This is a genomic window from Anisomitus miae (SeqCode), assembly GCF_054906395.1.
Genome location: NZ_JBRACL010000006.1, coordinates 6,369 through 25,110 on the forward strand (window position 1 = coordinate 6,369; position 18,742 = coordinate 25,110).

Genomic DNA, 18,742 nt, shown 5'->3' on the forward strand with positions numbered 1-18,742 from the left:
GAAGAAGAAGGTATAAGATTACAAGTAGGAGCGAATAGGGAGCAAATGATAGGATTGAGTGTGGGGAACATGAGGAGCAGGGAGTTAGGGCTAGGAGGAATAGATGTGATAGGAGTAGGGAATGCGGAGGAAGCGATAGAGAGGATAGATGAAGCGATATCGAGGGTATCTAGTCAGAGGGCGGATTTAGGAGCGGCACAGAACAGATTGGAGCATACGATAGCATCAACGGATAATACAGCGGAGAATTTACAGGCAGCAGAATCAAGGATAAGAGACGTAGACATGGCAAAAGAGATGATGGAGTTAACTAAGTTAATGGAGTTGGAAGGTTAAATTGGAAGGTTAAAAATGAGCAAACTAAAAATTACTGATAGCTGAGATAAATAGAATAGCATCAGTAATTTATATGTGCTGATAAATCAGGATATCTTCACACTATTTGAATATTGTAGGTTTTAGAAATATTTCCTATTTCAATCGTGATAGTTCCAGCACGTGATTCTTGGAATGGACAAAATGTTCCATCAATATCAAAGATTCCGACATCACTTGTTAGTTTTAAGCTTGGAATCAAGTATACGTTTACTGGATTTAGATTTACATCGTATGCTAAAAAATTTAATTTTCTATTTTCTGTCTTGCATATTTGAAGAGAGTCTTCATAGTGAACATCTTGAATATCCGATACATACGGCAATAAATTTTTTATCATAACTGAGTTTGCTATATTTCTATTTTCCTTTGGAAGATTTACATTTTCAAGTGGATACATACCAGGCTTCCTAATCATCATCGAGGTCGATCCTCCACCATCTAGGTTTATGGCCTTATATACATCCTTTGATTTTAGAAAATCTCCGACTTCATTCAAGGACATGCCCTTTGAAAAATCTTTTTTATCCACTGTAAAAATTATTAGTGTATTTCTCTTGGTCAATCCTAAAGCTGTTCTATGACTTTTCGAAGATACAGAGGAGCTATTCCAAACTTTAGAGAAATAGTTTTCGTTAGGAACCTCCCCATTATATAGTATAAATTCATGTCCTGTAAGCAGATGTTTGATTTCTGGAGTAGTGTAATTTGAGGATTTTATGATATTAAATTTTATTTCGACTTCCATACCATTTAGTGCTCTCGAGAATAGATGTTTCTTTTTGTCATATGCAACAATAGCTAACTCGTTTTCCAGAAGTTTGTATGTAGCTGGTGCATCATTTATGATATTTGAAATTTTTCCTTTTATAGTGGTTGAGTTTTTAAACGATGTTTCTGAATTATCGGGAATTATAGTAATTACAAGAGCATCTTCCCTATCTTTCGGAAGATATATAACGGAGTTTTCGTTATTTTTATAATTGAAAATGTTTACTGTATTTTCTATATAGTCATTTCTGTTTAATGAATCTATGGGTATATGAATTTTACTTGAATCTTTATCTATAAGAGTCAAGCTATTTTTAAAAATATATTGGTCTATATCTACACGATTGTCATCAATAATTGCAAAACATGGTCTTAAGATTTCTTCATCTTTTGTTACTGGTGTCGAGAAGATTTCTTCATTTACAACATTGCTACATGAGGGTATACCAGTTTCCAAATTGAAAAAATCTCCATTTATAGCGGCTATTATGTTTTGACCATTCCTTTGTTCGGTAAATACTTGGTTGCTCAATGTATCTTTTCCATTGGTTATATTTTTTGATTTATGGCATAGGAGAGAATATGTCGAATTTAGTAAATTTAAATCCATTTCTATGTAATTTACATTTTGATGATTCGAGTTTTTTCCCATGAAATTATGAATGATTTCATTTACATAAATAACACCTGGAGCTATTTGAATATTTGATATAGTTTTTCTGGTTTCTTGAAATGATTTTGCATTGCAAACATTTTGAATATTTACAAAGGTTAAAATAATCAAAATAATTTTCTTGATTAAATTAATTTTTATCACCTCGAATAGTTTTTACTTTATTATTGGTAATTTAAAATTAAAAAATACTTAATAGATCATAGAAGATTTTAATAAAATCTCTATAAAATGACCTAATTTTAAATTAGAGATATTTTGTATTATGGATGTTGTAAAGTTTGTATTGTATTTTAAATTCATTTTTATTAGAATGGTTATTAAGTTTGTTTGGGTTAATCGAAAAGAATTATTTTGAGAGGAAGAGATTTTATGAGCGGAAGATCGGCTATTCGGGTTAAAAATTTTCAGGCAGAATATGATTTTAGAATTTGTAATTTGAGTGTAAGTATTTATTGTGTTGGCAACGGGAAGATGGTTTTAGACATGTTCAATAGACAGAGCAGGGAAGTTATTTTTCATAATGTTGAAATTAAGGATGGAACGCAGTTGATTCAGTGTGATTTGGAAGATGGAGTTTACAATTTTAAAATTTACGAAGTCTTTTCTAGTGATGATTATTCTGAAAGGTACTTATTGTATGAAACGAATTTCACTTATAGCAATCCCTATGACCCAAAAGATGGTGAAATCATAATAAAAAATATAAAATATGACGGGATGGAGTATGCCCTTAGGTATTATTATAAAATCATAAATATTGTTAAAGATGAAAAGGATGAGAGGATATCCTATGGAGATATGGTGGGATATGATAAGTTTGATATATTGAAAAGTATAAATGAGCCTTACCGAGTTAGAATAACATCTTTAGATGACGAAGTTAGAGAGGTTTTCTTAGAATTTAAAGATGAGGAAGAAGATGACTTTTTGTATTTTCTTTTCCATAGAGATAAGAGAATGCTTTTGAAGGATGAAGAGAAGATAGAACAAATCGATTATGATAAGTATTTTGAATTAATGGATGATAAGAGCAGTTATTTAACAACTAATTGTAAGTAATTAGAAAAGACCATCTCAATGAAATGAGATGGTCTTTTGGTTAAGTATGTTAATCTTATTATTTGAAAATAAGGTATGAGGATAGTGTTTTGTAATTGACAAATTATTATTCATTTAATTTAAATATCTAGGAAATAAAATGTTATTTTCAATTTGAGTATGGGCCATGATGTGGTCTTGAAGTTTATGAAGTTCGTTGTATACTAAAATTATGGTTTTGCAAGAATCTTTAGGTGGAGTATAATTATCGGTTAGCATTGATAATTCTTTTAATGTTGGACCTACTATAAAATGTTCATCTATGGCTTCTTTCATTGAATTAATCATCAATTTATATTCTTCGCTTTCTTTTGAAACCTCTCCATTATTAAATTTTATCATTGTTTTGAATATAAGCTCTTCTTCTAAAATCAGATGTCCATCAAAGATATCTTTTATTTTGCAAAAAAGTTTATGGATTCCCCAGAATAAATCTCTATGTTTTGTTATATGTGCTCTCATTATTTTTAAAAGTGGCTCATTTATTTTAGGAAATTCTCTTCTTAGTCCTTCGTGGAAATGAGATATTATAAAATCAATAATTTCTTCTGAGGATTTATTTATAAACTCAGTCGACTTAATAACTTCACTGTCACTTGAGGGTTTGAGATTGCAAGATTTTTTAATTATAGTTATTAATTCGTTCGCAATGGATTGAGAGTTGAGGTTTAATTCTACCAAGGCATCTTTTAAAAGTTTCTGTCCCTCGCAGCAGAAGTCAATGTTATATTTTTCGAAGAAATCCTTTGTGTTTGGATGTTTGTTTAAAATATCGCCTATCCTTTGTTCTAAAATTTTAAAGTCGTCAGCACTATTGTTTATATTTAGTGTTTTCATATATCTGTCCTCCTAAGACCAGGATTAAAAAAATAGTTACTAAACTTATAAAAATTGTTTAGTACTACGTAGATTATATCATTCTAAAAATAAAATTAATAATGGCTTTTGAATCTTAAAAATAAAAAGCCAATATATCGAATAAGACATATTGGCTTCAATAGGGAAAATGGAGTGTTATATTATGATAAAGTTATTGTAATCTAAAATGTACCTTTCAGTACACTGAGTATATCGTATGATAAAATAAAAAAATTAATATTTAGAAATAAAAAATTATAACTTTGGACACAATTAGAAATTATGAAATGAAAGTCTGAGGTTATTTTTATGTCATGGTTTAGGAAAATATTTGTATCTATGTATTTGCTGTTTAACATTTTGAATATTGCTAGTGCCATGGAATCCAAATTCGATGAGGAGTTAGGGAAAAACAATGAAAAGATGAGGGAGTTATACAAATCTGAGGGAAAAGTAAATGAAGAAATAGAATTTTTAGAAAACCAACTTGTGAGCATAGCCGATGAAATAAGTTCTAAACAAAAAACCATAGAAAAGTATAACGCTTCCATAGATGGATATGAAAATAGCGTACATATTTTAAATAAAAATGTAGATGAACTAAATAAAGAGATATATGACGTAGAAAATAATATTTCTAAAAATATAGAGAGCATGAATCAGCTACAGAATGAGATTGATAAATTTAAAGATGTAATAAGTAAACGTATTAGGAATTTGTATATGCACATGGATGTATACAAACCTATTCTAAGGATCTTGTATACTTCTGAAAATGTTATTGACTTATCCGAACGTATAGACAACATGATTAAATTTATAGACATTGACAGATCAATGATGGAAAAGTTTTTAAAAAACATATATGATTTGGAACTTGTGAATAGTAATACTGAAATCTTGAAGCAATCCTTGGAATCTAAGATGGCTTTAATAAACGAGAGGATCAAGGAGAATGATGAAAATTTGATACAATTGAAAGAACAGAAGGAATTAAAACAAAAGGAGTTAGACGAAATAAGCGAGTTAAATAATGAAATTAAGAATCGATATGCAGGTTTATCAGATGAGAGGAAGCTTATTCAGCAAGAATTAATAAAAATTCATCAAGATAATTACAAAATTCAAGAAGAACTTAAAAAATATTTAGATAGCCTAAATCAAGATAATAGAAATACAAATTCAAAAGTTAATTATGGAAAATATTTAAAGCCTGCCCAAGGTATAATTACGTCAAAGTATGGAGAGAGAGTTCATCCTATTGCGGTACAGAGGAGTTTTCATACAGGAATAGATATAGCAGGTAATAAAGGGGATCTAATTATGGCATCTTTGAGTGGGAAAGTGGTTAGTGCAGGGTGGTACAATAGTGTTTACGGAAATGTTGTTATAATAAATCATGGTAATAACATACAAACGTTTTATGCACACTTAGATCAAGTAAATGTTGAGGTTGGTCAGGACGTAATGGGTGGTGGAATAATTGGGAAAATGGGGAACACAGGACTAAGCACTGGAACTCATCTTCATTTTGAAATACGTGTAAATGGTGAACATGTAGATCCATTAAAAAGAATTAAGAATTAATTATTATTTATATGTAAAAATCTTTATGTATATAAATTTATGTATATAAAATATACGCTTATGAAATAAATAAACAATGTGAATTATGATTCACTTAAATCCTATTTTGAATTTATATTGAGAAAATTTTATACCAAAGTTGTTTTAAATTACGAATTAATGAGCATCATTAAAGAGAGGGTTTAATTGGTGTATTTAAAGTAATTGATAACATATAATGTACAACAGTATGAAGGGAGTGATATTTTGGTATTAGCTAGAGTAGTTTATGAAGGACAAGAAGAAATAATTGATGAATTAAGATTGGCTTTGATGGATATATCTAGGGGGAAACCTTTTCTAAAAGTATTGGAAAAAAAATATCAGAAAACCAATTTTATAGATATAGTTTGCGATCCTTTGAGATGTACGAAGAAGCTTAAGAATTCTATATTTCACGCTATAGCTCTTATAGTATATAGATTTATAATAAATATTTTTGCAGAAAAAGAAATAAACTATTTTTTTGATAATTCGTATTTTTTTATTAAGTATGATGAAATAAATGAGGTTAAAGAAAAAGTTTTAAATATTTTAATGAGTGATAATTTTCGTGATGATAGTAATATGCTGTTTATTGAAAAAAAAGCTGATATACTGAATAAGATTGAGAACTGTATTGAAGAAAAGAGTGAGATAAATATAACGGGATTTATTCGATTCAGAATGAGAGAATTGTTTCAGGATATCGAGGAGATCGTTGATAAAGTAGTTGAAAGACATATGATCGAGAGGGAATATAACGAATTTATAAAATTGTTAAAGTATTTCGTAGAGATACAAGAAAATAAAATTGATGAAGTTAATATTATAATAAATAGAGGTGGAACATATATAATTTTAGATGAAAATCAAAATAATATATACGAAATGTTCTTAGATGATTTTAGTGATTTTAATATGTCAATGGTTAATACAAATAAAGATGATTTATTAATAAGTGGTCTTATAACTAATTCACCCAAAAATATAATCATACATGGGGTGGAGAATAGTTTAAACGTAGAGATTATAGAAACTATAAAACAGGTATTTGAGGAAAGAGTTAGCTTCTGTCATGGATGCTCTAAATGTTTTAAAACATTAAATAAATTAATTAAGTGACTTTACATTTTGTAGTAAATACTGTATAATCATTACTGAATTTAAGAAGAAACTGCCGTTTCTCACCTCAGGGTGTTTCTTATTACTGGGGTATGTTTGTGATTTGAGAGTGTTTTAGATGCTTTTTAGAGGGCGGTATTTTGTTTTTTTGTACCGTCCTCTTTACTTTTTTGTAAATGGCGTGTTTATTTTTGAATTCTTAAAATATTTGGAGGTGGCTAGTATAGCGAAGGATGTTCAAATCAATGGTGATATTAAATTTAAAGAGTTAAGAGTTATAGGTAGTGATGGCTCACAGCTTGGAGTTATGCAAACTAAAGAGGCTTTGAAGATTGCTGAGAATCAGGAGCTTGATTTAGTGATTATTTCACCAACAGCTAATCCCCCTGTATCTAAGGTTATGGATTATGGCAAACATATTTATGAATTATCAAAGAGGCAGAAGGAAGCTAGAAAAAATCAGAAGGTTATAAATATTAAAGAAATTAGAGTTAGTCCATCTATAGAGGCACATGATATTAACATAAAGGCTAATAATGCTAAAAGGTTTCTCAAATGTGGTGATAAGGTAAAAATTACTGTTAGGTTTAGAGGTAGAGAAGCAGATTACAGTTACATAGGGGAGAAAATATTAGATAATTTTGTTGAGATACTCCAAGATTATGGAGCACCTGAGAGAAAGGCAAAGTTAGAAGGTAAGAATATGAGCTTGGTTGTGTCTCCGAAAAAGTAGAAATAATTTTAGATTATTAAATTTTAGGAGGTGTTTAGCATGCCAAAGATGAAAGTAAAAAAGGCAGTGGCTAAAAGGTTTAGAGTGACAGGATCTGGAAGACTAAAAAGGGCAAAGGCTTTCAAACAGCATATTTTAACAAAAAAATCAGCTAAAAGAAAGAGAAATCTTAGGAAATCTGCATATGTTTCGGTTACACAATTGAAGACTATGAAGAAATTAATTCCGTATATTTAATGATTAATTATTTGGAGGTAAGAATGGATGGCTAGAGTTAAGAGAGCGATTAACGCCCGTAAAAATCATAAAAAAGTTTTGAAAATGGCTAAAGGTTATTATGGGGGAAAATCCAAATTATTTAAAACTGCTAATGAAACCGTTATTCGTGCTTTATGGAATTCTTATGTTAGCAGGAGACTTAAGAAGAGAGATTTTAGAAAGTTATGGATAACTAGGATTAATGCAGGGGTTAGAGAACATGGTATGAGTTATTCAAGATTTATGTATGGTCTTAAGTTATCGAATATAGATATAAATAGAAAAATGTTATCTGAGATGGCTATTAATGATAAGATGGCTTTTAGTGAACTTGTTAGTATTGCTAGAAGTAATTTAAAATGATTGTGCGGCTTTTTAAAAATGTCGCATTTTATTTTACAATTTTGAAGTTCGTGAGGATAAAGATTGAGTAGGTTAAATAAATTACATCCTGTTCAAATATTAGTTCTTTTTTTCATAATTGTTATATTAATTGGGTCTGTTTTGCTTAGTCTCCCAATTTCTAATGTTTCAGGTACTTATACTAATTATATAAATTCTTTGTTTACGGCTACGTCTGCTACGTGTGTTACAGGGCTCGTTATTTTTGATACTGGTACATATTGGAGTGATTTTGGAAGAACAGTGATTTTAATACTTATTCAAATAGGTGGTCTTGGTGTGATGTCTTTCACAACTTTTGGAGCACTCAAATTTGGTAAAAAAATTTCTCTATCAACTAGTTTGCTTGTTAGAGAAGCTTTGAATTTTGAAGGATTTCAAGGACTTTCTCTGATAATGAGATATGTTATAAGTTTTACTGTGTTAGTAGAATTTATAGGTACTTTGTTAATGGGTTTTGTATTTATTCCTGAATATGGTTTTTCTAGAGGGTTATACGTCAGTCTATTCGTTTCTATATCTTCCTTTTGTAATGCGGGGTTTGATATATTTGGAAATTTTTCGAGTCTTACGGGATATTTTAGTAATTCTTATATTTTGATAATATGTATGGCTTTAATAATTATAGGTGGTATAGGATTTGGTGTTATAACGGAGTTTATTACATACCACCATACAAGGAAGGTATCATCAACGACAAAAATTGCCTTAATTGTAACGCTAATTGCGATTTTTGCAGGAGCGATTTTGTATTTTATGTTGGAATACGATAACCCAAATACTTTTGGTAATATGAACTTAAAGGATAAAATCATTAATAGTATTTTTGCATCAGTATCACCGAGGACAGCAGGTTTTAATTCTGTAAATTTGGAAAGTATGCGTTCGGGTTCTATATTCTTAACGTGTTTGCTTATGCTAATAGGTGGTTCTCCTGGATCAACTGCGGGAGGTATAAAAACTACTACTGTTGGGGTTATAGTACTTTTTATATATCATTATGTAAAGAATCAAGATAAAACAATATTTTTAAGCAAAAAAATTTCATCAAAGACTATTGATAAAGCATTTGTACTTACGTTCGTATCTATGTTTTTTATAAGTATTTTTATAATTTTGATAGCTGTAACTCATAAAGATGTATCTTTTCAATCTGTTGTATTCGAAGTTTTTTCTGCGTTTAATACGGTGGGTCTCACTATTGGTTTAACTTCAAAGTTAAATTTAATGGGTAAATTATTTATTATATTGGCTATGTATTTTGGAAGAGTGGGTACATTAACTTTATTGTTTGCTTTTACAAATAAAATTGATAAGAGTAAAAAATGTATTAAATATCCAGAGGTCAGTATTACGGTTGGATAAATTTAATATGAGGAGATGCTATTTTGAGGAAGAAACAATTTTTAGTTATAGGAATGGGAAGATTTGGTTTTAGTGTAGCTACATGTCTTTACAAGGCAGGGTATGATGTTTTAGCTATAGATAGAGATATAGAAAAAATTGAAGAAATTTCCAATGATGTAACTCATGCTCTAGCCTTTGATGCCACTGATGAAAAATCTTTATCTAGTATAAATATTGAGGATTATGATACAGCAATAATTGCTATTGGAGGTAGTATACAAGAAAGTTTATTGGTTACACTTATGGTTAAAGAACTTGGTGTAAATGAGATAATTTGTAAGGGGCAGGGGGAGTTACACGGTAAGCTGTTACGTAAGATTGGTGCTAGCAGAGTTATACTTCCTGAGAAGGATATGGGTATAAGATTAGCTAATAATCTTAAATTTCAGAGCTTATTTGATTATATAGAAATATCAAAAGGTTCTTCAATTGCAGAATTTACTGCTCCAAAAGAATGGGTTGATAAAACTATAGGTGAGATTGATATAAGAGCAAAACATGGTGTTACATTGATAGGTATAAAGAGTAGTAGAAATTCTGAAATATATGTTAATATAAATGCAGAAACTGTGATAAATGAAAATGATTTACTTGTTCTTGTTGGAAGAGATGATAAATTATCTAGACTACAAAGTAAGTTTACGTTTCCCAAAAAAGAGGATTAAAGAAATTGAGATATATTGATAGTGATGATAACAAAATGTTTAAAGAAATTTGTAAACTTAAAAATAAAAAATATAGATATGCAAACAGAAGTTATTTAATAGAAGGAGTTAAGTTTGTTCGTGAAGCTTTGAGTAATGATTGCAATATAAAGTATTTGGTCATAGATGAGTCTAAGAAAAATTCATTGTATGAAATATTTGATCTTAGTGTTTGGAATCCAAGAATTATCGTTTTACATAAAACATTGTTTTCTAAAATAAAGCAAACAGAAAATACTCAAGGTATAATTGCAGTAGTTAAGATGGATGATCCATGTTTGAATTTTGATTTTTCTAAGGGAGTGTATTTCTTAATAGATAAAATTCAAGATCCTGGAAATTTGGGAACCATTATTAGAACTGCTGTTGCAGTTGGTGCTTTAGGAGTTATAATTATAAAAGGTACAGTAGATATTTATAATGATAAGGTTTTAAGATCTACTATGGGTTCTGTTTTTAAAACAACTATTTATATGATGGAGAACTATTGTTTTTTAGATCAGTTTGTAAAGAATGATTTTAAAATATTCTTGACGGATCCTAAAAGTAAAAATATTTACTATGATGAAAATCTTACTGGTAAAATAATTATTGCTGTAGGTAATGAGGCAATAGGTGTATCTGATAATGTGAAAGAGTTTATGTATAAGGATATTTCTATTCCAATGTGTAATAATTTTGATTCTTTAAATGTGGCTCAGGCATTGAGTATAGTAGCTTTTGAATATTTGAGACAAACCAATAGATAAACATAATTTTAATAAAAATGAATTCTTCAATTTTTATTAAGTTAAAGAATATTTTGGGTGTTTTACATGCAAAATTTATGTGAGAGGTTGATAGATTTGAAGGATAAATTGTACGATTTATTTAATCGTGTTAGCCAGCAAATTAAGGAGATCAATTTAATAGATGAACTTGATGAGCTTAAGGTTAAATACCTCGGTAAGAAAAGTGAAGTAATGCAAGTCCTTAAAAATATGAAAAACTTTTCTGATGAGGAAAAAATTAGTACTGGTAAAATTGTAAATGACGTGAAACGAAAAATGGAACAATTATTCTCTACAGCCTTTGAAAATATCAAAAATCTTGATGTAGAGAAAAAGATTAAAAATGAAGTGATTGATATTACTTTACCCGGAAAGAAAATTAAAATAGGACATAAGAATCCCATACAAATCGTATTAGATGAAATTCAAAATGTATTTTTGAATATGGGATTCTTCATAGAAGATGGACCTGATATTGATACCGAGTATTATAATTTTGATGCTCTAAATATTTATAAAAATCACCCAGCAAGAAGTGAGCAAGATACTTTTTACATAGATGATAAGCATGTTTTACGTACGCACACTTCTTCTGTGCAGATTAGAACTATGGAAAATCAAAAACCTCCTATAAAGATAATTTCGCCAGGAAGAGTTTACAGATCTGATGATCCTGATATGACTCATTCACCAATTTTTTATCAAATGGAAGGTCTTGTGGTTGATAGGAATATAGATATGTCCCACTTAAAGGGGACACTTGAAAGATTTATAAAAATAATGTTTGGTGAAAATATAAAAACTAAGTTTAGAGCTCACCACTTTCCATTTACAGAACCATCAGCAGAAATGGATGTAAGCTGTTTTGTGTGTAATGGTAAGGGGTGTTCTGTTTGTAAAAATAGTGGCTACATTGAAATATTAGGTTGTGGAATGGTTCATCCATATGTTCTAGAAAGATGTGGAATTGACCCAGAGGAATATAGAGGATTCGCTTTTGGATTTGGTATTGATAGGATGGCTATGCTTAGATATAGGATAGAGGATATTAGACTTCTGTACGAGAGTGATTTAAGGTTTTTGACTCAATTTTAGTTAGTGGAGGTGTTATTGATGAAAGTATCATTTCAGTGGCTTAAAGAGTATTTCGATGAAGATTTGGATTTATATGATTTGTGCAATAAGCTTACGGTCAGTGGTACCAAAGTTGAAAAGGTTGAGTCTAGCAAGATTAAGACAACTAATGTTGTTACAGGATTTATAGATGAGATAAAGCCTCATCCAGATGCAGATAAGTTGGTTGTTTGTAAGGTTGATGTTGGCGAAAAAATTATACAAATAGTTACGGGTGCTAAAAATATGAAAGAAGGTGATATTGTACCAGTAGCCCTACATGGTGCGGTGTTACCTGATGGAACTAAAATTAAAAAAGGAAAATTACGAGGAGTAGAATCTCATGGAATGATGTGTTCTGAAGAAGAACTTGGCATCAGTAGTCATTCAGATGGGCTTATGATTATGAACAAAAATACTCCTGTGGGGCGAGATATATGTGATGTTTTAGATTCGGGATATGACATTATTGAATTTGAGATAACGTCGAATAGGTCTGATTGCTTTAGTGTGGTTGGAATTGCAAGAGAGATAAAAACAATATACGATTTTGAGATGAAAGATATCAGCAAGAAATTTATTGTAGATGATTCGAAGAAATTAGAGGATATGTTAAAAGTTAAATTAAAAAGTGACGATTGTAAGAGATATGCAAGTAGGATAATACATAATGTAAAGATTTGCAATTCACCTAAATTTATACAAGATAAGTTAATAAGCTCTGGTATAAATCCGATTAATAACATAGTGGATTTAACTAATTATGTAATGCTTGAATTTGGTCAGCCGATGCATGCTTTTGACTATGATGCGATTTCAAAGCATGAAATTGTGGTGGGTAATGCTGATAGAAGTGAAAAAATTGCGATGTTTGATGGCACTCAAAGGCATATAGACAAATCGATGCTTTGTGTGAAAGATTGTGATAAAGTTCTAGCGTTGGCTGGTGTTATGGGAGGAGATAGCTCTAAAGTTACTGCTTCTACAAATACTATTGTTGTTGAAAGTGCAAATTTCAATTTTAGCAGTGTGAGAAGTACTTCTAGGTCTTTGAATTTAAGAACAGAGAGTTCTCTGAGATTTGAAAAGGGTATTGATGATAATATTGTTATAGATGCCTTAGATAGATTTTGTAGTTTGGTATATGAGTTTTCCTATGGAGATATTGTTGATGGTACTATTGATATTGTGAATAGTTCTTATAAGCCAGTTTCTATAGACATTACGACTAGTTACATAAATGATTTTTTGAAAACTTCTATTCCTGAGAATGAAATTATAAAAATTTTAACAAACTTGGGTATGGAGGTAATTGAAAATGGTGATAAATTAACCGTTAATATTCCTACATATAGAAGAGATATTTTCATTAAACAGGATTTAGTTGAAGAGGTTGCAAGAATATATGGATATGATAAAATTCCATCATCGGAACTTGTTTGTTCATCTTCAGGCATTGGTAAAAGTAAAAAACATAAATTTCTTGATACTATATTAGATACTATGGTGGGCTTTGGATTTAATCAATCAATGGGATACTCTTTTCATAATCCAAAGATATTCGATAAATTAAATTTAGATATGGGAAATGTCCTGAGGGATGCAATAAGGATAAGGAATCCTTTAGGAGAAGATTATAGTGTAATGAGGACCACAATGATTCCATCTATGTTAGATTCATTGTGTAGGAATTATTCTTATTCTAATGATGATGTTTCGATTTTTGAGATGGGTAAGGTTTATTTTAAGAATAATAGTAATGGTATTGAAGAAAATAATATTTTATCGATTGGGATGTATGGAAAAAGTGTTGATTATTTTTCAATAAAAGGTGTTGTTGAATCTCTGTTTGAGAAATTTGGAGTAGTGTTTTTGTTGGAAAGAGAGGATGAAAAATTTTATCATCCAGGTCAATCTGCTAAAATCATGTTAGGAAGAAATAATTTAGGTAGGTTTGGAACTGTTCATCCTAGTGTTCTCAAAAATTATGGAGTAGATATAGATTTTTTTGTAGGGGAAATTAATATAGATAAGCTCTTTAATTTGTACAAGTGGGATAAAAAGTATAAATCTATTCCTAAATATCCAAGTGTTGTTTTTGATTTAAGTGTAGTTGTAGATGAAGCGGTGCTGACTCAAGATATCGAAGGAGTTATAAAATCTAAATCTGGGAATATTCTTGAGAGATTTAAGGTGTTTGATGTATATAGAGGTCCACAAATACCTGAAGGCAAGAAGAGTATAGCTTATAGTATAATTTTTAGAGATAAAAGCAAAACTTTAAATGATGCTGAGGTTAATGGAGTAATAGACAAAATTCTTAGTAGCCTTAAGGAAGATTTTGGGGCGGAGCTAAGGAAGTAATAAAAACAAAAAATGGAGGAATGTAATAATGAGATTAGTGTTATTTGATGCTAAGAAATATGATAAAGATTATTTTAATTTGTATTCCAAGGACTCTGGGATAGAGATTACATATGTTGAGGAAAAACTCTCTCCTAGTACAGCCCACATGGCAAAGGGATATGATGGGGTGTGTGTTTTTGTTAATGATATTGTAAATCAAGAAGTTATAGATACGCTTTGTGAATTTGGTATTAAGATTATTGTATTAAGGTGTGCGGGATATAATGGTGTAGATATAAAATATGCTAAAAACAAAATAACTGTTGTAAGGGTGCCGGCATATTCACCAAATTCGATTGCTGAAATAGCAACGGGTATGATGTTAAGTTTGACAAGAAAGCTTCCACAAGCTGTAAGCAAGACTAGAAAATATAATTTTTCACTTGAAGGTTTAGTTGGATTTGATTTGGTTGGAAAAACTGCTGGAGTTATAGGTACTGGGAAAATAGCCCAACAGTTTATAAAAATTTTAAATGGAATTGGAATGAATGTTATTGCATATGATTTGTTTCCTAATGATGGAGTATCAAAGGAATTAGGATTTAAATATGTAAATTTGGATACTCTTTATGGGGAAAGTGATGTTGTATCTTTGCATTGTCCTTTAACTCAGGAAAACGTCCATATGATAAATGATGCGACTATTTCTAAAATGAAGGATGGTGTAGTCATTATTAACACAGCTAGAGGAGGATTAATAGATACTGAAGCTTTGATTAAGGCTTTAAAATCTAAGAAAATATACGGTGTTGGATTAGATGTTTATGAAAATGAGAAAAACTATTTTTTCAGTGATTGTTCGGAGAATGGAATTGATGATAATGTTTTAAAAGAGTTACTTTCGTTCGAAAATGTTATAGTTACTTCTCATCAAGCTTTTTTAACAAGAGAAGCATTAACTAGTATAGCTCTTGTTTCGATAGATAACATAAAGAAGTTTTTGAATGGTGAGTTTTTGAATAATGAAGTTTTTTATGATGAGGAACAAGGTAGAATAGTTGATTTTAGACAGTAGACATGTTTTACAGCAATGAAGAATTTTTATTGCTGTAAAAATTTTTATAATAATACATAATATGTGGAAATTTGTTGTACGAGGTTTATGCCAGTGACTATGTATATTGTTAGAAGATTAAGGGTTATATTTTTAGGTATATTTGTTCAAATTGTATTTGGTCCTATGTATTTGACGTTTTCTCAATTTAATACAGGACAAGCAGCACTGAGGTATTTTGAAGATAGATTTGAAATTAACATTCCAGCACTTCCTACAGGATATGAGTATATATCATCAAGTTTAAAAGATGTAGACATAAAATTGGAAGGTACGAAATTGGTGATAAGTAATTTGGTACCGGATCAAGTTTACAATGGTGTAGAAATAATATTTTATGATAATCTAGGTAGGAAATATGAAATTGTACTCAATAATATTATAACATCTCAACCAACAAAACCTGATAATAAATTTGTTTATGACGTTTATACAAATGGTTTAGGTAGGAAACCTGATCACAGTGGGTTTAAGTATTGGTATGAAAGTTTAGAATCATTTAATGTAACTGCAGTGGAGTTTGTTAAAGAAATGGTTAATTCAGATGAATTTGCTTTGACTTATACCAATGATAGTGATCGGATAAATGCTTTGTATAAAACTATTTTGGGAAGGTATCCTGATCAAGATGGATTTGATTATTGGAAGTCTAAATTTTTAAATTTAGTTAATGGTTTAGGCTTTAGTCATAGACAAGCTATTTCGGAATTGGTAGATGAAATGGTGGAAAGTAATGAATTCATAGATATAGTTGGAGATTCTGGATTTTTGTATATGATGTAGTTGATAATGTAATTTGAATATTTCATAAAACGTAAAAGAGGACTGTATAAAATCTTAATTCAATTTTATACGGTCCTCTTTTATGTCTAGTATAATTTTATTTTCAGACCAGAGCTTTCTCCACCGAACAGATCTTGAACTTTGATTAACAGTTCGGTGTAATCTTGGACTGTTATTTTTAAATTATTTGTGATTGGAATATATTCTTCATCATTAATCTTATATAAAATGTGTTTAACCGTATCATGATTAGACGTAGTCAGATATATTCTTATAACGGAATCACTTACAGACACTGATGGATTTTTAGGTTTGTTCATTATATCTGCAATAATATTTATTAATAAATTCGAACATTTCGTTATGTCATTTGTATTGACTTCACATACTATCCTTACAAAATCTAAATTATTGGAAATTATATTTCGAAAATTATCTTTATTTGTAAACTCAGAGGAGTTAATAGAGCTAAGAGAATTATATTTTATTGATTCGTTTATAAATAATGAGAGCTTACTATTATTATCTAAATTTAAAAGATTAACTTTGTTGAGAGTATCTTCAAATTGTAGATCTAACAGTGCTATTATATTTAAATTTAAAATATCATTTATCGAAGAGTCTATAGAATTATTCATATTTGAAGAATTATTTATAAATAATATTGATAAGTTATATTCTTTTTGAAATTTTTCAAATAGTCTTAAAATTTCCATAATCACGGCTATGTTGTATGGATTAAATTCATTTTTTGAATTAAAGTATGTTGTACTTAGTAGCAAAGTTTCCGATTTTTGATTTCTACGTTCAGACCTTTTGGTAAATAGTAAATTATTATTTATAGATTTTTGGGAATGATTGTATATAATTTCTTCATTAAAACCAATATTATCAAAGACATTTACAATTTTTTTGTTTAACTTTTTGATAAAATCTGAATTTGAGTAAGAATTTTTTTTCATTTCTTCTAATTCAGTAACTGAATTTTGAATATTTGAAAAATCGAATGTTATTTCATCAATTGAAAGGTGATTACTATTTGAGTTTATATCTATGTTTACGCTGAAGGTTTTTGAAGTTGTCATACTTGAGTAATACCTGTTTGATACCACATTTTGCGAACAAGAAGTAAAACAAAATAGAATTATTATAAATAAACTTAATTTTAACTTCATTGATACTTCTCCATATGTAGTTATTTTTTATCAACACTATTCTTAAGATTGTTAAATTTATTGTTAATTGAGTTCATAAGAGTATCGGTAGTATTATCATCAAAATTTTTTATAAATATGTTGTTAGAGTCTAGAATTTTTTTAATTTCTATAAGTTCATTATCAATATTTTTTAGATCCATGTCATTATATTTTTTACCAAAGTTATGTAAATATTGTTTTATGCTATCTACATTTGAAGAAATTTTATTAACTGCCGATGATAATTGGGAAAAATTATTTTTATCCATAATTAAATCCTTTCTTAGAATAATTATAATTTATATCATATAAGGCATATTTTTTATTTTGAAATATTTAAAAATTTTTATAGGACATTTTTTAAAATAAAAAACAATAGAATGAAAGATAACACTATCATTTAGGAGGACCGATGTGGTTAATAATAAGATTAAATTGATTAGTTTTATCTTATTTGTAGATTTTGTGGTATATATTTTTTCAAATTTAGTTATTCTTGAGTATGGTACATCACAAGCTTACTCTATATTTGCACTTTGCATAAGAGATGCAATTATTTTTTTATTTTCAATTGTTGTATATTTGTATTTTTGTAATACAGAAATTAGCTCTATGATATTGTTACCAAAAATAAACAATAAAATTATTAAGAATTCAATAATTATAGGATTATCATTTTATTTTATCTCAAGTGGAATTAATTTAATTTTTACAACAATATTTAAATTTACTTTAAAGAATACATTGTATTTAAATAGTATATATGATTTGTATGATTTAGAATTAGGGTTTCTTTTATATATAATAATTCATACAATTCTCGTTGAAATATTTTTTAGATCGATATTAAATGATGGATTTAAATTTCTTTCATACAACATTAAACTTATTGTAACTTCTATCATCTTTACATTATTCTTTTTTGGATTATCACAAATTTTTTATGGATTCGTATTAGGTATTTTGTTGATAGGTTTTTTAAATAGAGTTGGTAATATTACCCCTGTAGTAATTGCAAGCACTGTAGTTAATATTTTAAATTATTTAGTGAAGTTATTTGGTAAGAAAGTTATGGTAAATTTTAGTGTAGAAAAGATATTTTTGAAATCAGATATATTCACAGATTTTTTATTTCCAATAATTATAGTTTTATTTGGCTTAATTGTATATTTTATTTTTGTAGATAAATTTAGTATGAAAAAGAGAAATAAAATAAATGATGTTCAAATTAGACAATCAAATGTAATTGAGCTTGACTTTATAAAAGGATTTAGGAACATATTTAACATATATTTACTCCTATTTATATCATCAGCAATAGTAATGATGGTAATAAGCTACGTATTTTTGGATTAATAATTTTTGTAACAAATATTTATGTATGTATATATACTACAATACATGAATT

At 28.8% G+C, this 18,742-nt stretch carries 19 protein-coding genes; 15 read left to right on the top strand and 4 right to left on the bottom strand.

The window, feature by feature from the left end; translation table 11 throughout:
- Positions 1-336: flagellin (locus tag AALI31_RS02680; RefSeq protein ID WP_489884987.1), on the top strand; the 336-nt coding region annotated here is incomplete at its 5' end.
- Between the two features lie 97 nt (positions 337-433).
- Here AALI31_RS02680 and AALI31_RS02685 read toward each other — a convergent pair.
- Positions 434-1,930 carry a phosphodiester glycosidase family protein gene (locus AALI31_RS02685; protein WP_489884988.1) on the bottom strand — a complete coding sequence of 499 codons (1,497 nt, stop codon included), beginning with the start codon at positions 1,928-1,930 and terminating at the stop codon, positions 434-436.
- Between the two features lie 261 nt (positions 1,931-2,191).
- On the opposite strand from AALI31_RS02685, the gene AALI31_RS02690 reads away from it, so the two are divergent.
- Entirely contained in the window at positions 2,192-2,881 is a 690-nt protein-coding gene (locus tag AALI31_RS02690; protein ID WP_489884989.1) for a hypothetical protein, read from the top strand.
- 114 nt (positions 2,882-2,995) lie between these two features.
- Here AALI31_RS02690 and AALI31_RS02695 read toward each other — a convergent pair whose 3' ends face one another.
- Positions 2,996-3,757 carry a DUF542 domain-containing protein gene (locus AALI31_RS02695; protein ID WP_489884990.1) on the bottom strand — a complete coding sequence of 254 codons (762 nt, stop codon included), beginning with the start codon at positions 3,755-3,757 and terminating at the stop codon, positions 2,996-2,998.
- 360 nt (positions 3,758-4,117) lie between these two features.
- Between AALI31_RS02695 and AALI31_RS02700 the strand changes: the two genes are divergently transcribed.
- The 12 genes from AALI31_RS02700 (at position 4,118) to AALI31_RS02755 (ending at position 16,138) form a co-directional block, all read left to right on the top strand.
- On the top strand, positions 4,118-5,365 hold the full coding sequence (locus AALI31_RS02700) for a murein hydrolase activator EnvC family protein (protein WP_489884991.1): 1,248 nt from the start codon (positions 4,118-4,120) through the stop codon (positions 5,363-5,365).
- A 246-nt stretch (positions 5,366-5,611) separates the two neighbouring features.
- Positions 5,612-6,508 carry a putative sporulation protein YtxC gene (gene ytxC / locus AALI31_RS02705; RefSeq protein ID WP_489884992.1) on the top strand — a complete coding sequence of 299 codons (897 nt, stop codon included), beginning with the start codon at positions 5,612-5,614 and terminating at the stop codon, positions 6,506-6,508.
- Between the two features lie 208 nt (positions 6,509-6,716).
- Complete coding sequence (gene infC, locus AALI31_RS02710) at positions 6,717-7,241, top strand: translation initiation factor IF-3 (RefSeq protein ID WP_489885356.1); 525 nt, start codon at positions 6,717-6,719, stop codon at positions 7,239-7,241.
- Positions 7,242-7,280: 39 nt separating this feature from the next.
- Positions 7,281-7,478 (top strand): 50S ribosomal protein L35, encoded by a 198-nt coding sequence (rpmI, locus tag AALI31_RS02715; RefSeq protein WP_489884993.1) that lies wholly within the window; start codon positions 7,281-7,283, stop codon positions 7,476-7,478.
- A 27-nt stretch (positions 7,479-7,505) separates the two neighbouring features.
- Positions 7,506-7,862, top strand: coding sequence for a 50S ribosomal protein L20 (gene rplT, locus AALI31_RS02720; protein WP_489884994.1), 357 nt, complete (start codon positions 7,506-7,508; stop codon positions 7,860-7,862).
- Positions 7,863-7,925: 63 nt separating this feature from the next.
- On the top strand, positions 7,926-9,266 hold the full coding sequence (locus tag AALI31_RS02725; RefSeq protein WP_489884995.1) for a TrkH family potassium uptake protein: 1,341 nt from the start codon (positions 7,926-7,928) through the stop codon (positions 9,264-9,266).
- A 23-nt stretch (positions 9,267-9,289) separates the two neighbouring features.
- Positions 9,290-9,973, top strand: coding sequence for a potassium channel family protein (locus AALI31_RS02730; RefSeq protein ID WP_489884996.1), 684 nt, complete (start codon positions 9,290-9,292; stop codon positions 9,971-9,973).
- Positions 9,974-9,978: 5 nt separating this feature from the next.
- A complete protein-coding gene (locus tag AALI31_RS02735) occupies positions 9,979-10,761 on the top strand; it encodes a TrmH family RNA methyltransferase (protein ID WP_489884997.1) in 783 nt (260 codons plus the stop codon).
- A gap of 96 nt (positions 10,762-10,857) precedes the next feature.
- Positions 10,858-11,877 (top strand): phenylalanine--tRNA ligase subunit alpha, encoded by a 1,020-nt coding sequence (gene pheS, locus AALI31_RS02740; RefSeq protein WP_489885357.1) that lies wholly within the window; start codon positions 10,858-10,860, stop codon positions 11,875-11,877.
- An 18-nt stretch (positions 11,878-11,895) separates the two neighbouring features.
- On the top strand, positions 11,896-14,259 hold the full coding sequence (gene pheT / locus AALI31_RS02745) for a phenylalanine--tRNA ligase subunit beta (protein ID WP_489884998.1): 2,364 nt from the start codon (positions 11,896-11,898) through the stop codon (positions 14,257-14,259).
- Between the two features lie 28 nt (positions 14,260-14,287).
- Positions 14,288-15,316: a 2-hydroxyacid dehydrogenase gene (locus tag AALI31_RS02750; protein WP_489884999.1), complete on the top strand. Its 1,029-nt coding sequence runs from the start codon at positions 14,288-14,290 to the stop codon at positions 15,314-15,316.
- A 63-nt stretch (positions 15,317-15,379) separates the two neighbouring features.
- Positions 15,380-16,138, top strand: a complete 759-nt coding sequence (locus AALI31_RS02755) for a DUF4214 domain-containing protein (protein WP_489885000.1) — start codon at positions 15,380-15,382, stop codon at positions 16,136-16,138.
- An 86-nt stretch (positions 16,139-16,224) separates the two neighbouring features.
- Here AALI31_RS02755 and AALI31_RS02760 read toward each other — a convergent pair whose 3' ends face one another.
- Positions 16,225-17,313: a glucosamine-6-phosphate deaminase gene (locus tag AALI31_RS02760; RefSeq protein ID WP_489885001.1), complete on the bottom strand. Its 1,089-nt coding sequence runs from the start codon at positions 17,311-17,313 to the stop codon at positions 16,225-16,227.
- 20 nt (positions 17,314-17,333) lie between these two features.
- The gene (locus AALI31_RS02765) at positions 17,334-17,603 is read right to left on the bottom strand and encodes a hypothetical protein (protein WP_489885002.1); all 270 of its coding nucleotides are present in this window, start codon (positions 17,601-17,603) and stop codon (positions 17,334-17,336) included.
- Positions 17,604-17,748: 145 nt separating this feature from the next.
- Between AALI31_RS02765 and AALI31_RS02770 the strand changes: the two genes are divergently transcribed.
- On the top strand, positions 17,749-18,690 hold the full coding sequence (locus AALI31_RS02770) for a CPBP family glutamic-type intramembrane protease (protein WP_489885003.1): 942 nt from the start codon (positions 17,749-17,751) through the stop codon (positions 18,688-18,690).
- Positions 18,691-18,742: the final 52 nt, after the last annotated feature.